This window comes from Streptomyces sp. MspMP-M5, assembly GCF_000373585.1.
Classification (GTDB): Bacteria; Actinomycetota; Actinomycetes; order Streptomycetales; family Streptomycetaceae; genus Streptomyces.
Genome location: NZ_KB891895.1, coordinates 20,737 through 37,317, shown reverse-complemented (window position 1 = coordinate 37,317; position 16,581 = coordinate 20,737). Strand labels below are relative to the sequence as shown.

The following is a 16,581-nucleotide window of genomic DNA, read 5'->3' as shown; positions in this document are numbered from 1 at the left end:
TCCGCTGCGGCGGGGGAGGAGTGGCTCCTGCTGACGCTCCCCGCCGCGCCGGGCGCCCGCCGCGAGCGGCCTCCCACGCCGCCGGGTCACCGCATTTCGGTAAAGCGTTCGACATGGGCATTTAAACAATCTTGTCCTGAGCATGACTTTAACGATGGGATCGCGACAGCCGCTTTGTGCGGCTCAGGCCCACTCAGGGAGAATTCATGCGCATAGCCCGCCCCAGTAGACGTGCCGCGGCCGCGACGGCCGCAACCGCCACCCTCACCGTCGTCGCCCTGGCGACCACCCCGCTCGTCGGTACCGGTACCGCCGCCGTGCCGCACACCAAGGCCGTCCCGGCCATCGCCGGGCACCAGTTGGTGCACGGCGTGGGCAGCCCGCTCTCCATCGCGGAGTGCCGGGCCAAGTACAAGCTCGCCTGCTACGACCCCCTCCAGTACCGCACGGCGTACAACCTCAACGCGCTCTACAGCAAGGGAATCACGGGCAAGGGCCGCACGATCGTCATCGTGGACTCCTTCGGCTCGCCGACCGTCCAGCACGATCTGGACGTCTACAGCAAGCAGTTCGGCATCCCCAGCACCAAGGTGAACGTGGTCAAGTGGGGCAACGTCCCCGCGTTCGACCCCAAGAACCCCGACATGACCGGCTGGGCCGGCGAGACCACCCTCGACGTCGAGATGGCCCACGCCGTGGCGCCCGACGCGAAGATCGTCCTGGTGGAGACGGCGGTCGCCGAGACCGAGGGCACCACCGGTCTGCCGGAGATGATGGACGCCGAGAAGGCCATGATCGACCGCGGCGTCGGCGATGTGATCAGCCAGAGCTTCGGCGCCACCGAGAACACGTTCCCCGGCTTCGACAAGGGCGACTTCTCGAGCATCAAGAACCTGCGGTACGCCTTCAAGGAGGCTGCCAAGAAGCACGTCACCGTCCTCGCCTCCTCCGGTGACGGCGGTGCCACCGACAACACCGCCGACGGAAAGGGCTTCTACAAGGAGCGCGTCAACTCCTGGCCGTCCTCCGACCCGTTGGTCACCTCGGTCGGTGGCACCCAGCTGCACCTGAACGACAAGGGTCAGCGCATCAAGCCGGACAGCGTCTACAACGACCACGGCGCGGGCGGCGGCGGCCAGTCGCACGTCTTCACCCGCCCGGCCTTCCAGAACGTGGTGAAGAGCACCGTCGGCGACCGCCGCGGCACCCCGGACATCTCGATGACCGCCGCCGTCGACGGCGGCGCCTGGATCTACTCCAGCTACGACCCGACCGCCACCGGCTGGGGCATCACCGGCGGCACCAGCGAGGCGGCTCCGCTCTTCTCCGGCATCGTCGCCCTCGCCGACCAGGCCGCCGGCCGCCGCCTCGGCAACATCAACGACGCGCTGTACACGCTCTACAAGCACTCTGCCCACGGCAAGAGCACCGGCATCGTCGACGTCAACGATGGTACGAACAACAGCTACGAAGGCGTCACCGGCTACACCGCCGTCAACGGCTACGACATGGCCACCGGCATCGGCACCGTGGACGCCGCCCGCTTCGTCCCGGCCCTCGCCCGGGCAAGCCACCGCGGCTGACCCGCACACCGCCCCGCGCGGTCCGGGCCTCGCCGGGCCCGGACCGCACCGCTGTACCGGATTCCTCGTGAGCCGCCACGCCCGCGTCGGGCAGCTCCACCAGTCGTCCCAGCCCCAGCCGGGGTCGAGGAGGTGGTGCAGTACCGCGGCCGCCTGACTGGAGCTGACGTGCTGTGGGAGAAGGGGTGTCGAGCAGCACGAGTCCGGTGGGCGGGGTCTGTGCTGCGCACAGTTCGGCGGCGGCGTGTGCGGCCCAGCCGCCTGAGGAGTCACCGAGGAGCATGGCCTGCTCGACTTGCTTGCGCAGTACGCGTGTCCGGGCGCGGGCGGCCGGCGGCGCGGCGGCGGCGTCCGGCCACCGCGACCGCGGGGAATGAGCGCCGGCCGGGCCGTTTCCCGCTGGACGCCTCCCACCGCCGGTGAGCCCGGGTCACTCGACGCCGGCTCCGAGCCGGGCGAGTGCGGCGGCGCTCGGACTGCCTGGCTCCGCGGTGTACATCACCACCTGCAGGTTGGTGCCAGGCAGCAGCAGGGTCTGGCAGTCCAGCTCCAGCTCGCCCAGCTCGGGGTGGCGCAGGAACTTGCGCAGCGTTGCGATGGGACGGACATGGTGGTCGCGCCAGCCGGCGGCGAAGTGCGGGCTGTGCGCGGCGAACTCGTTGATCAGCTCACCCAGCGCACGGTCGGCCGGATACCGCACACTGGTCGTGCGCAGCTGGGCTGCGACCTGCCGGGCGAACTCGCCCTCCGCGCCTGCCGGTGCCGAGCACAGGGTGTCGCACAGCCGGATGGACAGCCGCACGACGTTGCGTTCCTCGACGGGCAGTTGACCGAAATCGGTGATCAGCGCGGCTGCCGCATCGTTCCAGGCCAAGATGTCCTGCCGCTCGTCGACCAGGTAGGCGGGGATCGGCCCGAGTCGGTCCAGTAGCTGGTGCGCCTCGCCGGGCACTGGCCCCCGATCGGCTTTTGTGCCGGGCGGGACCTGCCCGGCCAGCCGCGCCAAATGCTCGCGCTCCGTGGCTGTGAGCCGCAGCGCCGTACCCAGCGCGGCCAACACCTCCGGGGACGGACGCGGTGCGCGGGCCTGCTCCAGCCGTTCGTAGTAGCTGACCGACACCCCGGCCAGATCGGCTACCTCTTCGCGGCGCAGCCCGGGAGTGCGCCGGGCGCGCCGGCCCGGCGGGTGGGTGACGGCGGTCGGCACCTGGTCCGGACGTAGTGCCTCCCGCCGGCGGCGCAGGAAGTCCGCCAGTTCGCCTCTGCTCACCCACTGATGGTGTCACGAGGTGCCCGACGTAGCCACGGACTGCTGGTCCGGGGCTCAACTGGCCGTTCTCCGGCGGTGGGTTCGCGGCCAGTCTGGACCGGTCACACCTCGTCGAACATTGGAGGACACCGTGCCGAGCACTCCCGAAGAAGCATTCCGTCGCCTGCTGGATCTGATACTGGCCAAGAACACGGACGCCGTCGCCGACTTGTGGGCGCAAGACGGCACGGTCGAGTTCCCCTTCGCCGCGGGAAGCTCGCCGTGCCGCTTGGCCGGCCGGGAAGAGGTCCGCAGCTACCTGTCTGCCCTCCCGGGGCTGGTAGACATGCGAGAGATGTCCTCGGTCACCGTGCACCACACGGAACGGCCGGAGACCATCGTGGTGGAGTTCACCGGCAAGGGCCACACGGTGCGCACCGGAGAGCCCTATCGGCTGGACTACATCGCAGTCATCACCATCCAGGACGGTTTGATCACCCGCTACCGGGACTACTGGAGCCCGTTGGCCGTCGCCGAGGCTGCCGGGACACTGCCCGAGCTGCTCGACGCACTGCGCTCCAAGGCCGCTGGATGACGGGCGTACTGGTCACCGGTGGCACGGGGAAGACCGGGAGCGCGCTGACGGAACTGTTGCGCGGAGGCGGCGTGGCGGTCCGGGTGGCCAGCCGCAACCCGTCTGACGGTGATCCTGACGCGGCGCGGTTCGACTGGGGTGACCCGGCCACCCACGCGGCCGCGCTGCACGGGATGGACCGGGTCTTCCTGGTGCCTCCGACGAACTCGGTGGATCCTATGCCGCTGGTCCGGCCGTTCCTGGCCGAGGCGCAACGCCTCCGTGTGCGCAGGTTGGTGCTCCTCGGCTCCGCCGCCGTGCTGCCGAACGCTCCCAGCGCGCTGGAGCTGGCCGCGCGGGTGCGGGCCCAGCCCGGGTGGGCCGTACTGCGCGCGTCCGGGTTCATGCAGAACTTTCTGCGCCCGCACCCGCTGGGCGAGCGGATCCGGCGGCATGGCGAGATCCGCACCGCCGCCGGTGCCGGTCGTGTGGGTTGGATCGATGCGCGGGACATCGCGGCGGCCGCCTCCGCCCTGCTGGCCGACTCCGGTGTCGAACCCGACGACCGGCGCGACTACCTGCTCACCGGGCCGCAGGCATTGAGCTACCAGGATGCTGCGGCGATCCTCACTGCCCGCACCGGGCGGCCGGTCCGGATGGTGCACATCGCGACCGATGAGCAGGCGGCCAACTACCGGGCCGTAGGCATGCCTGCCGAGTTCGCGGCCGCCCTCGCCGCGGTGGAAGACGGCATCAGGGCGGGACGGGAAGATCAGGTCAGCACCGCGGTGCTGGACCTGACCGGCCGCCCACCCCGCACCTTCACCGCATTCGTCCAGGACCACGCAAACGCATGGGTGGACCTCGGGGTGCCCGAACGCTGATCGTGCGTGGGCCCGTCAGCCCACGGCCGGTGCTCGCACCGCTCCACCGCCGCATGTCTCCTCAAAGGGGGGCCGGGCGCTCCCCCTTGACGTGGACAGCCGTTGTCGCTGTCTCTTCGTTGTCATGGCGCGGCCGCGCGGGCGGAAGGCACCCAGTTCGACGCCCAGGTATCCACTGCGCCTCGTCCGCGATGCCCTCTGCCCTCTGTGCCCCTTGCACGGCAGACCGCCGCGGTGCACGTCCCGCGTGGTTGCCGGTCGTACCGCGGTCCGACGCCTGATCTCCGGCATCAGGCAATGACGCCGAGCAATTCGAAGGGAGCGAACGACAACGAACTGGATCCCGCCACCAACCTGGGGATCGCCCTCATGCGAGGCGCCGACATCGACCTCGAACAGCAGTGGCGAGCCTGTGCGCGGGACTGCCCACGACCGCCCTCGATGCGGCGGGCGCGGCGCTGTTCGTGATGCTCAATAGTGCAGCTCATCCGTCAGCAGGCGCATGCGACCGCTCGCGATCCGGCCGGCCCGTTGGTCACCGAGGCCGGTAGGAGGTGGCCAGGACGGAGACGGTGACCTGGTCGGGTAGGGAGCGTCAACCTCCAGGTCCGCACTCGGCACGTGGCGCGCGTTCGGTGTCATTCCCACCAGGTCGACGATCCTCAGCACTCAAGGCAACCGGATACTTCTTCTGCGACGACATGACACCCCCACCCAGCCGAAGCGAAGCAACGAGGGGAGACTGCCCGGCCATCAACTCCACCAACCAGAAGCGTACTTAGCCGCGACAATCTACTAGCTTGCTTTTTGGATCTCCTTGCCGCACAGGACAGTGCCGCGACCGTTGATCTGCCAGTGCTCCTGGTCTCCGCAGTCGTCCTTATTGGAGTACACACCCGTGATCCTGACGATGTACTTGTACTTGTCGGGGATGTGGCCATCGCAGGGGGTGATCTGGTTGCGGTACAGGACATCCTCCTTGTCGGCGAACTCGCACTGGGCGACACGGAAGTTGCGGTTCAGGCAGAAGGCGGTCGTGGTGCCGTCGTCGTTGTCGTGGGACCAGTGGTAGTCGTATGTATCCGAGCAGTTGTGGGAGTCGTGGACGATCGACATCACACGGTAGTAGGACCCCGTACCGGTGCAGCTAGCCGGGTGCGGAGTTTTGGGCGACCACGCCCCGTCGGGGTTGTTGTAGTTGTCCAGACAGTCGTCGATGCTGATGCTGGCGAACGCCTTGTCCTCTGGGCTGGGGGGAGTGGGCTTGGGGCTGTTCTCCACTCCGCCGGAGTCGTCACTGCCCGAGTCCCCGGCGGTTCCCGGGCTGCTGGTGTGAGGGGTGCGCGAGGGGTCGGGCGAGTTGTTTGAGTGGTTTCCGTGGAAGTTGATGACCAAGCTGACAACAAGGGCTGCGACACCCAGCAGTGCGTAGAGGTACTCGCTCTTCCAGCCGCCCCGGCGGGGCGTCGGCTCACTCGGTCCGGTGCTCGGCGGCGTACTGCCGCCGGGAGCCGTGACCGGTGGCGTCGACTTGGAGTCCGGGCTTTGCCGACCGGCCCCCTGCCCGTTGGCTGTCGCGCTCTGCGGGCCTGTCTCCGGCTTCAGGCCCGGAACGTCCGGATCCGGCCGTCCGGACTTCCGCACCCCGTCCTGGCGGTCCTCCTCGGTGAGGTGACGGGTCCCGCTCGGGCCGACGGTCCAGCTGCGGGTGACTGTCTCGGCCTCCGCTTGGTCGGCGGCCCGCTGGAGCCGTCGGCCCTCCTCCGCGTACTGGGCGACCAGCGACGTCCACCCGGCCGACAGGGTCCGGCTGGTGCCGCTCTCGAAACGCCGGACAAGCTGCTCGGCCGTCAGCCGGTCGTCGGGCCGCGCCGCGAGACAGTTGCCGACCACCTCGTCCAAACCCGTGGGAAGCCCGTCCAGATCGATGGCGGCCTGCCGCACATAGTTGAGCTGCTGGAGCGGCTCACTGGTCTCCGGATACGGCAGCTTTCCACAGGCCACGTAGTACAGGGTGACGCCGAGTGCGTAGATGTCCGAGGCTGGTGTGCTGGGGTGCCCCTGGGCCTGCTCGGGTGCGGCGAAGGCGATGGTGCCGAGGGTGAGCTTGGTGCTGGTGAGGTCGCTGGCATGGGAGATGCCAAAGTCGATGACCTTGGGACCGTCAGAGCACAGCAGGATGTTCAGGGGCTTGACGTCCCGGTGCACGATCCCCTTGTCATGCAGCTCGGCCAGGGCCCGGACCACGCCGGAGGCGATCCAGCGCACCGCACGAGGGTCGGCCAGGGGCCCTTTCTGCACCACCAGCGCCTCCAACGACGGCGCCGGGACGTATTCCATGGCCATCCACGGCCGGCCCGCGTCGACGTCGGAGTCCAGGACCCGTGCGGTGTACGAGCTCGTGACACGGTGGGCGAGCTTGACCTCGCGGTTGAAACGTTTCCGGGCCTCCTCACTGACGCCGCCCGGAGCCAGCAGCGTCTTGACGGCAGCGATCCGGCCTGAGCCCGGATCCCTCCCGAGATAGACCACGCCCATGCCGCCGGTGGCCAGCTGTCCGAGCAGCCGGTACGGGCCGAGGTTCCGTAGTTCCCCGCTTAAGGCGAACACGCCCATGCCGAAAGGATCCGTCACGGAAATTCCCCCTCCATCCAGTTGACGCAGGCACTGACGAGCCCGCGTCAGCTTTGGTTCCTGTCCAACTCGCCTAATGGGCATGCCCGTTCACGCCCCACAGGGCTGCCGGACCGACCGAATTTCGTCAGCGAACACGCCCGACATCACCCCGTAGGGGCGACGTGTCATCGCTGGTCACACGAGGCGGCCTCCTTTCTCCGTCCCGGCCGGGATGGGGAAAGGGGGCCGCAGTCACTGTGTGATGTCGGGCGTGCTGGTCAGTTCTGTGTAAAGCGGCGTCGCTTCACGCGGAACAGGATGAAGCCGACGGCCAGGAGCAGTGCGGCGGTGGCAACGGCCGCTCCGATCTGGGTGCCGGTGTTGGCGAGGCCGCCTCCGCCCTTGTTTCCGTCGTCATTGTGGGGCGGTGTGCTGGCCGGCGGAGTGTGGGTGCCGGGGTTGCTCGGTGTCGGGCTGCCCGGGCTGTGGGTGGGGGTGGGCTTGCCCGTGGGCGTCGGTGTCGGGGTGGGTGGGGTGGTGCCCCCGTTGTCGATCTTCGCGGCGCCGTTGCCGCCGAAGTAGCCGGTGTAGGTGCTGCGGTAGCCCGTCTCCTCGCGGACGGACCGCTTGGTGGTCTTGTCCAGGGCCGGGTGCTCGACGGTGAAGCGGGCTCGGCTGAGCTTCTGTTCGGGCTGCTTGGAGAAGTCGACGCCACCCACGCCTTGGTTGTAGACCTTGCCGCCGTAGCGGAGTTCGAACCAGTCGATGCCCTGGCGTAGGGACTTCATGTACTTGTCGTACGTTCCCTGCTTGGTCCAGTTCTGGTTCGGGGCACGCAGCGGCCACCGGCTCACGTTGTTGCTGTTGATGATCGGCCGGAAGTCGGTGGCCTTCTTCGCGTCCTGCTGGCGGATGAACTCGGCGGCCACCCGGGACTTGTACACGCGGCGCAGGTCAGCGTACGTGGGGGAGGTGTTGACCTGCTTGTCGACCTGCGGCATCACGTAGCGGCGCAGCAGGGCTTCGCTGGTGTGCTTCTCCGGGTCGGTGAGGTTGCAGACGCGGGCGCCGGGTGGGTGGTACTTGACGTCCATCCACTGGGTGGACACCTTCAATGGGGCGTCGAGGATGTAGATCCCGCCGTCCTGTTCGCGGACCTTGGCGGGCTTGGGTTCGATCCACAGCCGCACGGAGGGGAAGCAGGGCAGGTCGTCGCGTCGGGGGACGGTGTCCCAGAACGTCTTGGCCTGCGGGTTCTTGTTGGGGTTGATGGCGTGTGCGAAGTCGGTCTTCATCGCGAAGTCGGCGTCCAGCAGGATGCGGCCGGCATCGGTCTTCGCGAAGGTGGAGTCCATGATCTTGTCGGGCTGGTCCGGGTTGAGGTTGACCCAGAACTTTTCCGGTGTGAGCGCGAGCCAGGTGAACATGGCGTCGGAGGCGAGCTGGAGCTTGGCCTGGCCGCCGTAGCCCGGGGTGGTGTCCTCGTCGTCCACGTAGTCGGCCTTGAAGGAGTAGTCCAGTGCCTTGCCCTTGACGGGGTTTCCGACGTACTGGAGTTCCAGGGTGGTGAAGTCGACGCCGCCGGGGCCGCGGCCGAGCGCGGAGCGGGAGTTGACTGCGTTGTACTCGCGCTGGATCGCCTTTCCTTCGGCTGGTGTCTTACCGGAGCCGAAGGCGACGTCGTTGATCGGGCCGGCCGACCCCTGCCGGGGGTTGGGGTTCATCACGTTGTACGTCTTGGAGTACTTCGTGGTGGGGTAGACGCCCTGGCCAGTGGCGTTGCGCTGGTAGATCCGGACCGGGTTGCCTGTGATGGCGCGCTCGCCTTGGAGTTCCTTGTTGAGCTTGCCGTACTGGTTGACGGTCCCTTTGGCGGCTTTCTCGCCGCCGTAGATGACGAGCTTGTTCTTGGTGAAGTCGTGATTGGAGTCCTTGTGCCGCAGAACGATGTTGTCGTCGCGTAACTGCTTGGAGCGGTACTTCGCGGTGGACTTGAACTCGGCGAACTCGTCTTGCTTCTGGTTGTAGGCGTCGTACTTACGGCGGGCGAGAAGGTTGCCATCCTTGTCGCGTATCTCGATCGTGACCTCGCACAGCCAGTCCGGGCCGACCATGTTGAAGTCGCGGACGGTCTTGGCCTCGAAGGCGGACCCCTTGCGGTTGTTCTTCTGATTGAGGATCAGCCGGTTCTTCAACCAGTTGCCCCAGCCGATGTTCGGGTTCTTCGCCGTCGCCTTGAACCGGCCGTAGCGGGCGTAGATGGCTCGCTTCATGTCGTCCGGGTGCTTCGTCTGGGCGTACTTGGCATCCCACTTGCCGATGTCGGCGTCCGTGTTACCGGCGGCGGCAAGGTCCCCGGGGCTGGGAGCGGGGAGGTTGTCCCAGCCCTTGAAGGTGTTGTCGTAGGAGTACTGCTCGGGCGGGCCGCTCCAGGTTTCCTCGAACTGGCCGCCGCCGATGGGTGCGCCGGAGTTCGCAGGGGTACGGGAGTACGTCTTTCCGAGGTGGTACTCGTCGCAGCGCTTCCCACCGATGATCTTCGCGGTGTCGCCCGGCGCGGCGTACGCGAGGGCAGGCGGAAGCCCGACCAGCATCATCCCGGACGCAGAGACGATCGCGAGCGCGGACGCCAGGCGCCGACGCAGGCGAACTCTCAGTGGTGTGCTCATTGCGTGTCCCTGATGGGGGCGCACGGGACCAGGTCGGTGGACGAGATGGGCCCCCGTGTCATGTCACCGTCCACCGCCCCTACACCCTAGGACTCCAGATGAAAAATGGATGACTCCAGCCACGCCAACTCGCCAAATATTCCGGCCAGTTCACCGCGCGTCGCCGTCTTCGCTACCGTGGTCGTCTATGACCACCTCCGCAGACCACAGCACGGACCCGACGCGGCACCCGGAGCTTCTCGCGTGGCTGAGTGAGCGCCAGCAGGCTTTCACCCAGTGGGCGCAGCAGGCCGGCGTCGACCGGCTCGACTTCAGCCCCGGTTCCTTGAACGTGCTCGAAGAGCTGCTCCGCGAGTCGTTCGCGTCGGATGAGGAGATCCGCGCTCAACGGTTGGAGCCGTTCGTGCAAGGCGCCGTCTGGTACCTCGGGGAAGTGGTCTGCCGCGCCAAGGGCATGGTGTGGAAGTACGAGCGCGACGTCGACGCTCCCGATACAGCTACGATGCCGCCTCTGTTCGGCCCGAGCGCCCCGACGGGCGTTCTTGATACCCCGTGTGTCAGCTTCGCGGAGGACGGTCCCGAGCGCGGCCTGTACCCGCTGAACGTCCTGTGCCGCACGCTCATCACTGAGGATGAGCTGGGTGAGCCGGTGGACGAGCGTCTGGTCGACGCCCTCGCAGACGACTACCTCGATGTTGCGTTGGACGAGGACGCGTACTAGTAGATTGTCGCGGCTAAGTACGGTTCTGGTTGGTGGAGTTGATGGCCGGGCAGTCTCCCCTCGTTGCTTCGCTTCGGGTGGGTGGGGGTGCGATGTCGTCGCAGAAGAGGACGAGAAGCCGGACCAGCTGCTCGGCCACGTCCGCGACCCGCTTCCTCCGCGGCCCGGCCGTGACCGTCGCGAGGAGACCGAGTACGTCCGCTCGGGGACCTGCTCGATCTTCTGCTGGGTGGAACCGCTGCGCGGCTGGCGACGCGTGGATGCCCAGCCCCGCCAGACCAAGGTCGACTGGGCGCGCCAGGCCGAACGCCTGCTGACTGTGGACTATCCCGACGCCGCCACGGTCGTGCTGTTTTGATGGACAACCTCAACACCCACACCATCGCCTCGCTCTATGAGGCGTTCGACCCTGGGAAAGCCTTCACGCCGGCACAGCGCCTGGAGATCCACCACACACCCGAGCACGGGTCCTGGCTCAACATTGCCGAGATCGACCTCTCCGCGCTCACCCGCCAGTGCCTGGACCGCCGCATCGACGACCTCGCCGTCAGCCCGTAGGTGCCGGTGGACAGAAACCGGTTTCTGGCCCGAGCCATGGCGGCATCATCGCCGCTGGTAACGAGGTTGCCGGCCAGGAGGAACAGTCATGCCGCGCCGATGAGGAGCAGCCGGCGCGAGGCCCCGCGAAGTGGTAGGCGTTCACCGCGGTGATGATCCGGCCGTGCCTGACGCGGGCTGCGGCTGCCCTGGTATGGCTGTCGCCCGGGCAGCGAACGCGGGCGACATGCGCTGTTGTTCCTACCCGGCCACCCGATCGCCGGTGGCGGCGGGCGTGGGTTCGCGGCCCGCCCTGCCCACCTGGCCGGTCGCCGTTGCGATCCAGGCGATGGCCTGCACGACTCCGGCCGTGGCGAACAGCGCGGCGGGGGTGAAGGCCGCGGCCAGCCAGCCGCCCAGCAGCGCGGCCGGGAGGATGGCAGTGAAAGAGATGGCCCGGTTGACCGCGACGGCCCGGCCCATGTACTCCGTGTCGATCACCTTCTGGCGGTAGGTGAACCAGCCCACGACGATCAACGAGGTGGCTGCGCCCGCCAGCGCCCAGGCCGGGGCCAGGACCCACACGTCCGCCGTGGCGGCCGGCGCGAGCAGGGCCACGGCGAGCGCTCCCATCCCCGCCGACAGCAGTGCGCCTTCGCTGAACCGCTTGATCAGGCGGGGGACGGCGGCGGCGCCCGCTACCGCGCCCGCTCCCTGGGCGGCGACGATCAGCCCGAGGACGACGGTGGACTGGCCGGTGGCGTCCGTGACGACGTACACCAGGTTGGCTTCGATCGCGTGCACCGCGAAGTTGGTCAGGGTCAGCAGGACCGTCCCCGAACGCAGCACCGGATCGGAGAACAGCAGTCGGAAGCCGGTGAGCAGGTCCGGGGCCATGCCGCGCAGCGACGCGCGGAGAGCCGTCGTCGCCGCCGTGACCGGGGCGGCGGCGGTGGGCAGGATGAGTACGGCGGACAGGATGAACGACACCGCGTTGACCCCGCTGGCCGCCGCGGGGCCGAGGAAGGCGACCACGCTGACGCCCGCGATCGGGCCGAGCATGTTGAGCAGGCTGTCCGAACCCTGGACCCACGCGTTCATCACCGCCCGCCGCTCCTGCGGCACCCGTTCCATCAGGAAGCCCTGGAACGCCGGGAAATACAGCGGCCGCATACAGGCCAGCGCGAACGCGGCCCCGTATACCGCGGCCACCGGCGGCCGGTCGAGCAGGCACAGCAGTGCGATGCCCCCGACGACGACGGCGGAACACAGGTCGCAGCGGACCATGAGCCTGCGCCGGTCCACCCGGTCGGCGATCACGCCGCTGAACAGGCCCACCAGTACATACGGCACGAACTCCAGCGCGTAGGTGAACGCGGTCAGCAACGCCGAGCCGGTCAGGTGCAGCACCAGCACCGGCAGGGCGAAGCGGAACACCCAGTCACCCGTGGTGGAGACGATGTACGCCGAGCGCAGCAGGATCTCGTCGCGGCGTTCAGGCACCGCGGCCGTCCAGCGGCAGCAGCGGGTCTTCGACAACCTGCTCCAGCAGGGTGACCAGGCGGTCGAGCAGGCCGGTGACGAATGCGGCGGAGAGCCGGTCGGCCTGGTAGTAGGCGGACAGGGACAGCTCGTCGCCACCCGCTTCGCCGACGAGCATCAGCTCGCTGCGGGGGCGGAAGCCCTCGTCGGACAGCGGAAAGGGGGTGGTCACGGCGGGCGCGAGGTCGAGGCCACCGCCGTGGAGCTGGGCGTAGAGCATGTTGAGCACCACGCCGATGGGTGCGTCGGGGTCGGCGTACTCGTCCGGATTGAACGCCTTGACCAGTTCGGCGAACGGAATCGCACCGTTCTCCTGCGCGTCCAGGCTGCTGCCGCGCACGCGGCGCAGCGCGGCCCGGAAGGTGGTGGCGCCGGCCAGGTCGGTACGGACCACCAGCAGTTCGGCCAGCGGCGCCACCAGGTTCTCCCGGCCGGTGGTCTCCCGGTTGTAGACGTTGACCGCCACTGCCTGGTCATCATGGCCCGTGCGTTCGCGCAGGGCGACGTACAGCACGCACAGGACCAGCATGAACAGGGTGACCCGTTCCTGTGCCGCGAACGTCCGTACTGCGGTGGCCAGTTGGGCGGGCAGGCGGCGGGTCTCGTAGCCGCCCTCCGGCGTGGCGCCGGGGGCCCGCTTGGGAACGTCCAGCCGCGGGATCGCCCCCGAGCCGGCGAGCCGCTCGCGCCAGAAGCCCATCATCCGCTCGCCGTCCTCGCCGGCCAGCAGCGCGCTCTGGCCTCGGACGTGGTCCTGGTAGGTGTAGGAAACCTCCGGGACCTGCGGCTGCCGGTCGGTGGCCAGGGCCGTGTACAGGGCGGACAGTTCGTCCACCAGGACCCCCCGCGCCCATCCGTCGACCACCAGGTGGTCGAAGACGAGCACGACGAAGTGGTCGTCCTCGGCCACGCGCACCACGGCGACCCTGAGCCGCTCGGGCTGGTCGGCGGGCAGCGGCCGGTCGGCCTCGGCCCGCACCCGTTCGATCGCCGTCGCCTCGTCGTCAGCCTCGAACAGCACGCTGCGCACGACGGTGTCGGCGTGCACCGACTGGGCCTTCGGGGTGGAGAACCGGGTGCGCAGCGCCTCGTGACGAGCCGTCAGTTCGGCCAGGGCGCGGTCGAGGAGAGGCAGGTCGAGCCGGCCGCGGACCCGGTAGGCCAGGGGTATCGTGCGGACCGACGGCACCCCCAGGGCGCGGCTGCGCTCGTCCATCAGCAGCCTGCCCTCCTGGTAGCTCAGGGTCGGCAGGGGCAGTGGTTCGGACATCTGCGAGGGCTCCTAGGCTGTCGGGGCGGCGGTGTCGACGCGCTGGGTCACCAGGTCGGCGAACTCGCCGAACTCGGGGTACTCCAGCACCTCGCGCATGGTGACCTTGACTCCCAGTGCCGCCTCCAATCGGGCCACCATTTGGGTGGCCAGCAGGGAGTGGCCGCCGAGCAGGAAGAAGTCGGACTCCTCGTCGATGCTGGTGCCCAGTACCTCGGCCCAGATCTCCGCCACGGCCTCTCGTGCGGTCGTGCTCATCGGGACTCGCTCTCTCCGGCGGACAGCCGGTTCCGGTCGATCTTTCCGTTGGCGGTCAACGGAAAGCCGTCGACGACGATGTAGCGGGCGGGGACCAGGTAGCCGGGCAGAGTGGCCCGCAGCGCCGCCCGCACGGCCTTGGCCAGGCCCTTGTCGTCGCCGGCGATGTGGGCGGCCAGCCGCTTGCCGCCCAACGGGTCGGTCTCCACCAGGACGCAGGCCCCGCGCACACCCGGCACGGCGAGCACGGCCTGCTCGACCTCGCCGGGTTCGATCCGGTGTCCGTTGACCTTGGCCTGGGCGTCCTCGCGGCCGAGGAACTCCAGGGTGCCGTCGGCGCGGAAGCGGGCGAGGTCGCCGGTGCGGTAGCAGCGGATCCCCGCCAGGCGCCCGGCACGGGGGACGGGGAAGCGCTCGGCGCTCTGGTCCGGCAGTCCCAGGTAGCCTGCCGCGAGGCCGTCGCCGGCCACCCACAACTCGCCGGGCACTCCCGGCGGTACCGGGTGGCCGCCGCGGTCCACCACGTAGACCCGGGTGTTCCGCACCGGTGTACCAATGGGCACCGTGGCCGTTCCCGCGGGCAGCGGCTCGCGCAGCACGTGGCAGCAGGTGAACGTGGTGTTCTCGGTAGGGCCGTAGCCGTTGACCACGGTGAGCCCGGCATGCCGGGCGAGCACGGCGTTCACGTGGTGCGGCGAGACCACATCGCCTCCGGTGAACAGCCGGCGCACGCCGGCGAAGGCGTCCGGCTGGTGCTCGGCCATCTGGTGGAAGAGCCCGGCGGTGAGCCAGAGGGCGCTGATGTTCCGCCCGCTGATCAGCTCGGCGAGTTCGGTCAGCGTCAGCGGTCCGGGCGGGGCGACCTCCAGCCGTGCGCCGCGGGCCAGCGTGCACCACACTTCCAGCAGCGCCGCGTCGAAGGTGGCGGGCGCCAGCTGGAGGACGGCGTCGCCGGGGCCGAAGTCGATGCGCTCCTCCCGGGTCAGCCGGGCGACCCCGCGGTGGGTGAGCTGGACGCCCTTGGGGCGCCCGGTCGAGCCGGAGGTGTACATCACCGTGGCGACCTCGGGCACGGCTGCCTGGAGCGGTTCGCCGGACGGTGCGATGCCGTCCACCGGCAGGGTGTCGCCGAGGGGGACGGTCCCGGCGAGCGCGGTATCGGTGAGGGTGAGCCGCACGCAGGGCCCGGACATCATCAGCCGCAGCCGCGGCTCGGGGTAGTTCGGGTCGAGCGGGACGGCGGTCGCGCCGGCCAGCGCCGTGCCGACCATCGCGGCGATGGACGCGACACCCCGCTCGAACAGCAGGCCCACGGGGTCGCCGGTGCGTATGCCGCGGCGGAGCAGCTCGCGGGCGATGCCGGTGGCGTACTCCAGCAGCTCCCGGTAGGTCAGCGTGGCCTCGCCGCTGGACACGGCGACGGCTTCGGGCTGTTGGTGCGCCCACTCGGCGAACATCCGGTGGGCGGGCACGTCGACCGGGGCCGCGCCCGGCCCGGACGACCAGGCGGACAGGCGTGTCCAGTCGGCATCGCCGATCAACTCGACGTCGCCGAGGGCCCGTTCCGGCGTGGCGAGGGCGGCAGTGACGAAGGGGCCGGCGCAGGCGTCGAGCGCGGCGGCGATGTCGTCGGTCACCGGACCGAACGTGAACTCCGCTGTGCCGTCCGGCAGTTGTGCGGCGGTCGGCGTGTCCCCGGGGTGGCCGACCCCGTAAGCCAGCGCCTCGCTGTCGAGGCGGCACAGCCGGGCCATCAGGGCGGAACAGGCCCTGCCCAGGATCTGTCCGGCCGTCGTGCCCGCGGTGGCGGCGAGGTCCGCGGCGGCGGCGACGGCCCGCGCGTCCAGTCGGATCGTGTGGGCCGTGGGCCCACTCCGAGTCAGTGGCATGCCCTGCCCCTTCCCTTACGATCATGCATCAGTGAGTCCGACCGAGGGAGCAGGCCATGACCACCCTGATCGTCTTCGACATCGACGGCACGCTGCTGCGCAGCGTCGCCCCGCACCAGGCCGCCTTCTCCGGCGCACTGCGCGACAGCGGGCTCACGGAGATCGACTCCGCATGGGGCGGCTACGCCCACCACACGGATTCGTGGATCTTCCGTGAGGTCTTCCGCCGCAACACGGGCCGGCTCCCCGACGCGGCGGAGACCCTGGCCTTCGCCGACCGGCTGGCCGAGCGCTTCGTGGCCGCCACCGCACACGACGGCGTCGAGCAGATACCGGGCGCCGCCGCCTTCCTCAAGGCGCTGACCGCGTCCGAGGAGTACGCCGTGGCCTTCGCCACCGGCGGCATGCGGAAGGTCACCGAGGTGAAGCTGGCGCCGCTCGGCGCGGCCGGGCCGGTGGCCACCGCCAGTGACCACACCTTCCGGGAGCACGTGGTACGCGAGGCCGTCCGTCAGGCGGGCACCGGATTCGACCGGGTGATCTCCGTGGGCGACGGGCCGTGGGACGTACGGGCCGCGGTGGCCACCGGCAGCCAGTTCATCGGCATCGGCGAGTCCACGGCACCGTTCGGCGACTGGTTCCCGCGTACTCACCTCTTCGCCTCGTTCGACGAGATCGACCCGGCGGCGGACTTCGCCCTCTCCCCGCCGGCGGGGCGGGTCGCCGCGGTGCCGGACACGGACGTGGCGTTCACCGCCCGCCCGGCGTCCTGTGGTTGCTGGAACTGAC

The 16,581-nt window shown here is 69.5% G+C and carries 15 protein-coding genes; 8 read left to right on the top strand and 7 right to left on the bottom strand.

Features of this window, described 5'->3' with window-relative positions; genetic code table 11:
- The first annotated feature begins 206 nt into the window (after positions 1-206).
- Entirely contained in the window at positions 207-1,583 is a 1,377-nt protein-coding gene (locus B073_RS0119435; protein ID WP_018539751.1) for a S53 family peptidase, read from the top strand.
- A 430-nt stretch (positions 1,584-2,013) separates the two neighbouring features.
- Here the strand turns inward: B073_RS0119435 and B073_RS0119430 are convergent, their stop codons facing one another.
- A complete protein-coding gene (locus tag B073_RS0119430; RefSeq protein WP_018539750.1) occupies positions 2,014-2,853 on the bottom strand; it encodes a helix-turn-helix transcriptional regulator in 840 nt (279 codons plus the stop codon).
- Positions 2,854-2,983: 130 nt separating this feature from the next.
- Between B073_RS0119430 and B073_RS0119425 the strand changes: the two genes are divergently transcribed.
- From B073_RS0119425 to B073_RS46505, 3 genes are all read left to right on the top strand, one after another.
- Positions 2,984-3,427, top strand: coding sequence for a nuclear transport factor 2 family protein (locus tag B073_RS0119425; protein WP_234025122.1), 444 nt, complete (start codon positions 2,984-2,986; stop codon positions 3,425-3,427).
- Positions 3,424-4,290, top strand: a complete 867-nt coding sequence (locus B073_RS0119420) for an NAD(P)H-binding protein (protein ID WP_018539748.1) — start codon at positions 3,424-3,426, stop codon at positions 4,288-4,290. The genes B073_RS0119425 and B073_RS0119420 overlap by 4 nt, the downstream gene beginning before the upstream one ends.
- A 297-nt stretch (positions 4,291-4,587) precedes the next feature.
- On the top strand, positions 4,588-4,758 hold the full coding sequence (locus B073_RS46505) for a hypothetical protein (RefSeq protein WP_158690161.1): 171 nt from the start codon (positions 4,588-4,590) through the stop codon (positions 4,756-4,758).
- A 327-nt stretch (positions 4,759-5,085) separates the two neighbouring features.
- Here the strand turns inward: B073_RS46505 and B073_RS42840 are convergent, their stop codons facing one another.
- Both B073_RS42840 and B073_RS47220 read right to left on the bottom strand, forming a co-directional pair.
- Entirely contained in the window at positions 5,086-6,924 is a 1,839-nt protein-coding gene (locus B073_RS42840) for a serine/threonine protein kinase (protein WP_158690160.1), read from the bottom strand.
- Positions 6,925-7,184: 260 nt separating this feature from the next.
- Positions 7,185-9,575 carry a hypothetical protein gene (locus B073_RS47220; protein WP_199788171.1) on the bottom strand — a complete coding sequence of 797 codons (2,391 nt, stop codon included), beginning with the start codon at positions 9,573-9,575 and terminating at the stop codon, positions 7,185-7,187.
- Between the two features lie 187 nt (positions 9,576-9,762).
- Between B073_RS47220 and B073_RS0119405 the strand changes: the two genes are divergently transcribed.
- From B073_RS0119405 to B073_RS47215, 3 genes are all read left to right on the top strand, one after another.
- On the top strand, positions 9,763-10,296 hold the full coding sequence (locus tag B073_RS0119405) for a hypothetical protein (protein WP_018539747.1): 534 nt from the start codon (positions 9,763-9,765) through the stop codon (positions 10,294-10,296).
- Positions 10,297-10,525: 229 nt separating this feature from the next.
- Entirely contained in the window at positions 10,526-10,654 is a 129-nt protein-coding gene (locus tag B073_RS48800; protein WP_267881423.1) for a hypothetical protein, read from the top strand.
- Complete coding sequence (locus tag B073_RS47215) at positions 10,654-10,854, top strand: transposase (protein ID WP_026247531.1); 201 nt, start codon at positions 10,654-10,656, stop codon at positions 10,852-10,854. Before B073_RS48800 ends, B073_RS47215 begins: the two co-directional genes overlap by 1 nt.
- 240 nt (positions 10,855-11,094) lie before the next feature.
- Here B073_RS47215 and B073_RS0119390 read toward each other — a convergent pair whose 3' ends face one another.
- From B073_RS0119390 to B073_RS0119375, 4 genes are read right to left on the bottom strand one after another with little or no spacing between them, the layout of a single operon-like run.
- The gene (locus tag B073_RS0119390; protein ID WP_158690159.1) at positions 11,095-12,336 is read right to left on the bottom strand and encodes an MFS transporter; all 1,242 of its coding nucleotides are present in this window, start codon (positions 12,334-12,336) and stop codon (positions 11,095-11,097) included.
- Entirely contained in the window at positions 12,329-13,645 is a 1,317-nt protein-coding gene (locus B073_RS0119385) for a condensation domain-containing protein (RefSeq protein WP_018539745.1), read from the bottom strand. Before B073_RS0119385 ends, B073_RS0119390 begins: the two co-directional genes overlap by 8 nt.
- Positions 13,646-13,657: 12 nt before the next feature.
- The gene (locus B073_RS42835) at positions 13,658-13,903 is read right to left on the bottom strand and encodes a phosphopantetheine-binding protein (protein WP_018539744.1); all 246 of its coding nucleotides are present in this window, start codon (positions 13,901-13,903) and stop codon (positions 13,658-13,660) included.
- Positions 13,900-15,792: an amino acid adenylation domain-containing protein gene (locus B073_RS0119375; RefSeq protein ID WP_018539743.1), complete on the bottom strand. Its 1,893-nt coding sequence runs from the start codon at positions 15,790-15,792 to the stop codon at positions 13,900-13,902. The genes B073_RS42835 and B073_RS0119375 overlap by 4 nt, the downstream gene beginning before the upstream one ends.
- Before the next feature lie 56 nt (positions 15,793-15,848).
- On the opposite strand from B073_RS0119375, the gene B073_RS0119370 reads away from it, so the two are divergent.
- Positions 15,849-16,580 (top strand): HAD family hydrolase, encoded by a 732-nt coding sequence (locus B073_RS0119370; protein ID WP_018539742.1) that lies wholly within the window; start codon positions 15,849-15,851, stop codon positions 16,578-16,580.
- Position 16,581 lies beyond the last annotated feature (1 nt).

What these genes read in the sequence shown, in the direction of transcription:
- B073_RS0119435 (WP_018539751.1), top strand. Translation starts at nt 207, where the DNA reads ATGCGCATAGCCCGCCCCAGTAGACGTGCCGCGGCCGCGACGGCCGCA.
- B073_RS47215 (WP_026247531.1), top strand. Translation starts at nt 10,654, where the DNA reads ATGGACAACCTCAACACCCACACCATCGCCTCGCTCTATGAGGCGTTC.
- B073_RS0119420 (WP_018539748.1), top strand. Translation starts at nt 3,424, where the DNA reads ATGACGGGCGTACTGGTCACCGGTGGCACGGGGAAGACCGGGAGCGCG.
- B073_RS0119405 (WP_018539747.1), top strand. Translation starts at nt 9,763, where the DNA reads ATGACCACCTCCGCAGACCACAGCACGGACCCGACGCGGCACCCGGAG.
- B073_RS47220 (WP_199788171.1), bottom strand. Translation starts at nt 9,575, where the DNA reads ATGAGCACACCACTGAGAGTTCGCCTGCGTCGGCGCCTGGCGTCCGCG.
- B073_RS0119375 (WP_018539743.1), bottom strand. Translation starts at nt 15,792, where the DNA reads ATGCCACTGACTCGGAGTGGGCCCACGGCCCACACGATCCGACTGGAC.
- B073_RS0119370 (WP_018539742.1), top strand. Translation starts at nt 15,849, where the DNA reads ATGACCACCCTGATCGTCTTCGACATCGACGGCACGCTGCTGCGCAGC.
- B073_RS0119385 (WP_018539745.1), bottom strand. Translation starts at nt 13,645, where the DNA reads ATGTCCGAACCACTGCCCCTGCCGACCCTGAGCTACCAGGAGGGCAGG.
- B073_RS42835 (WP_018539744.1), bottom strand. Translation starts at nt 13,903, where the DNA reads ATGAGCACGACCGCACGAGAGGCCGTGGCGGAGATCTGGGCCGAGGTA.
- B073_RS46505 (WP_158690161.1), top strand. Translation starts at nt 4,588, where the DNA reads ATGACGCCGAGCAATTCGAAGGGAGCGAACGACAACGAACTGGATCCC.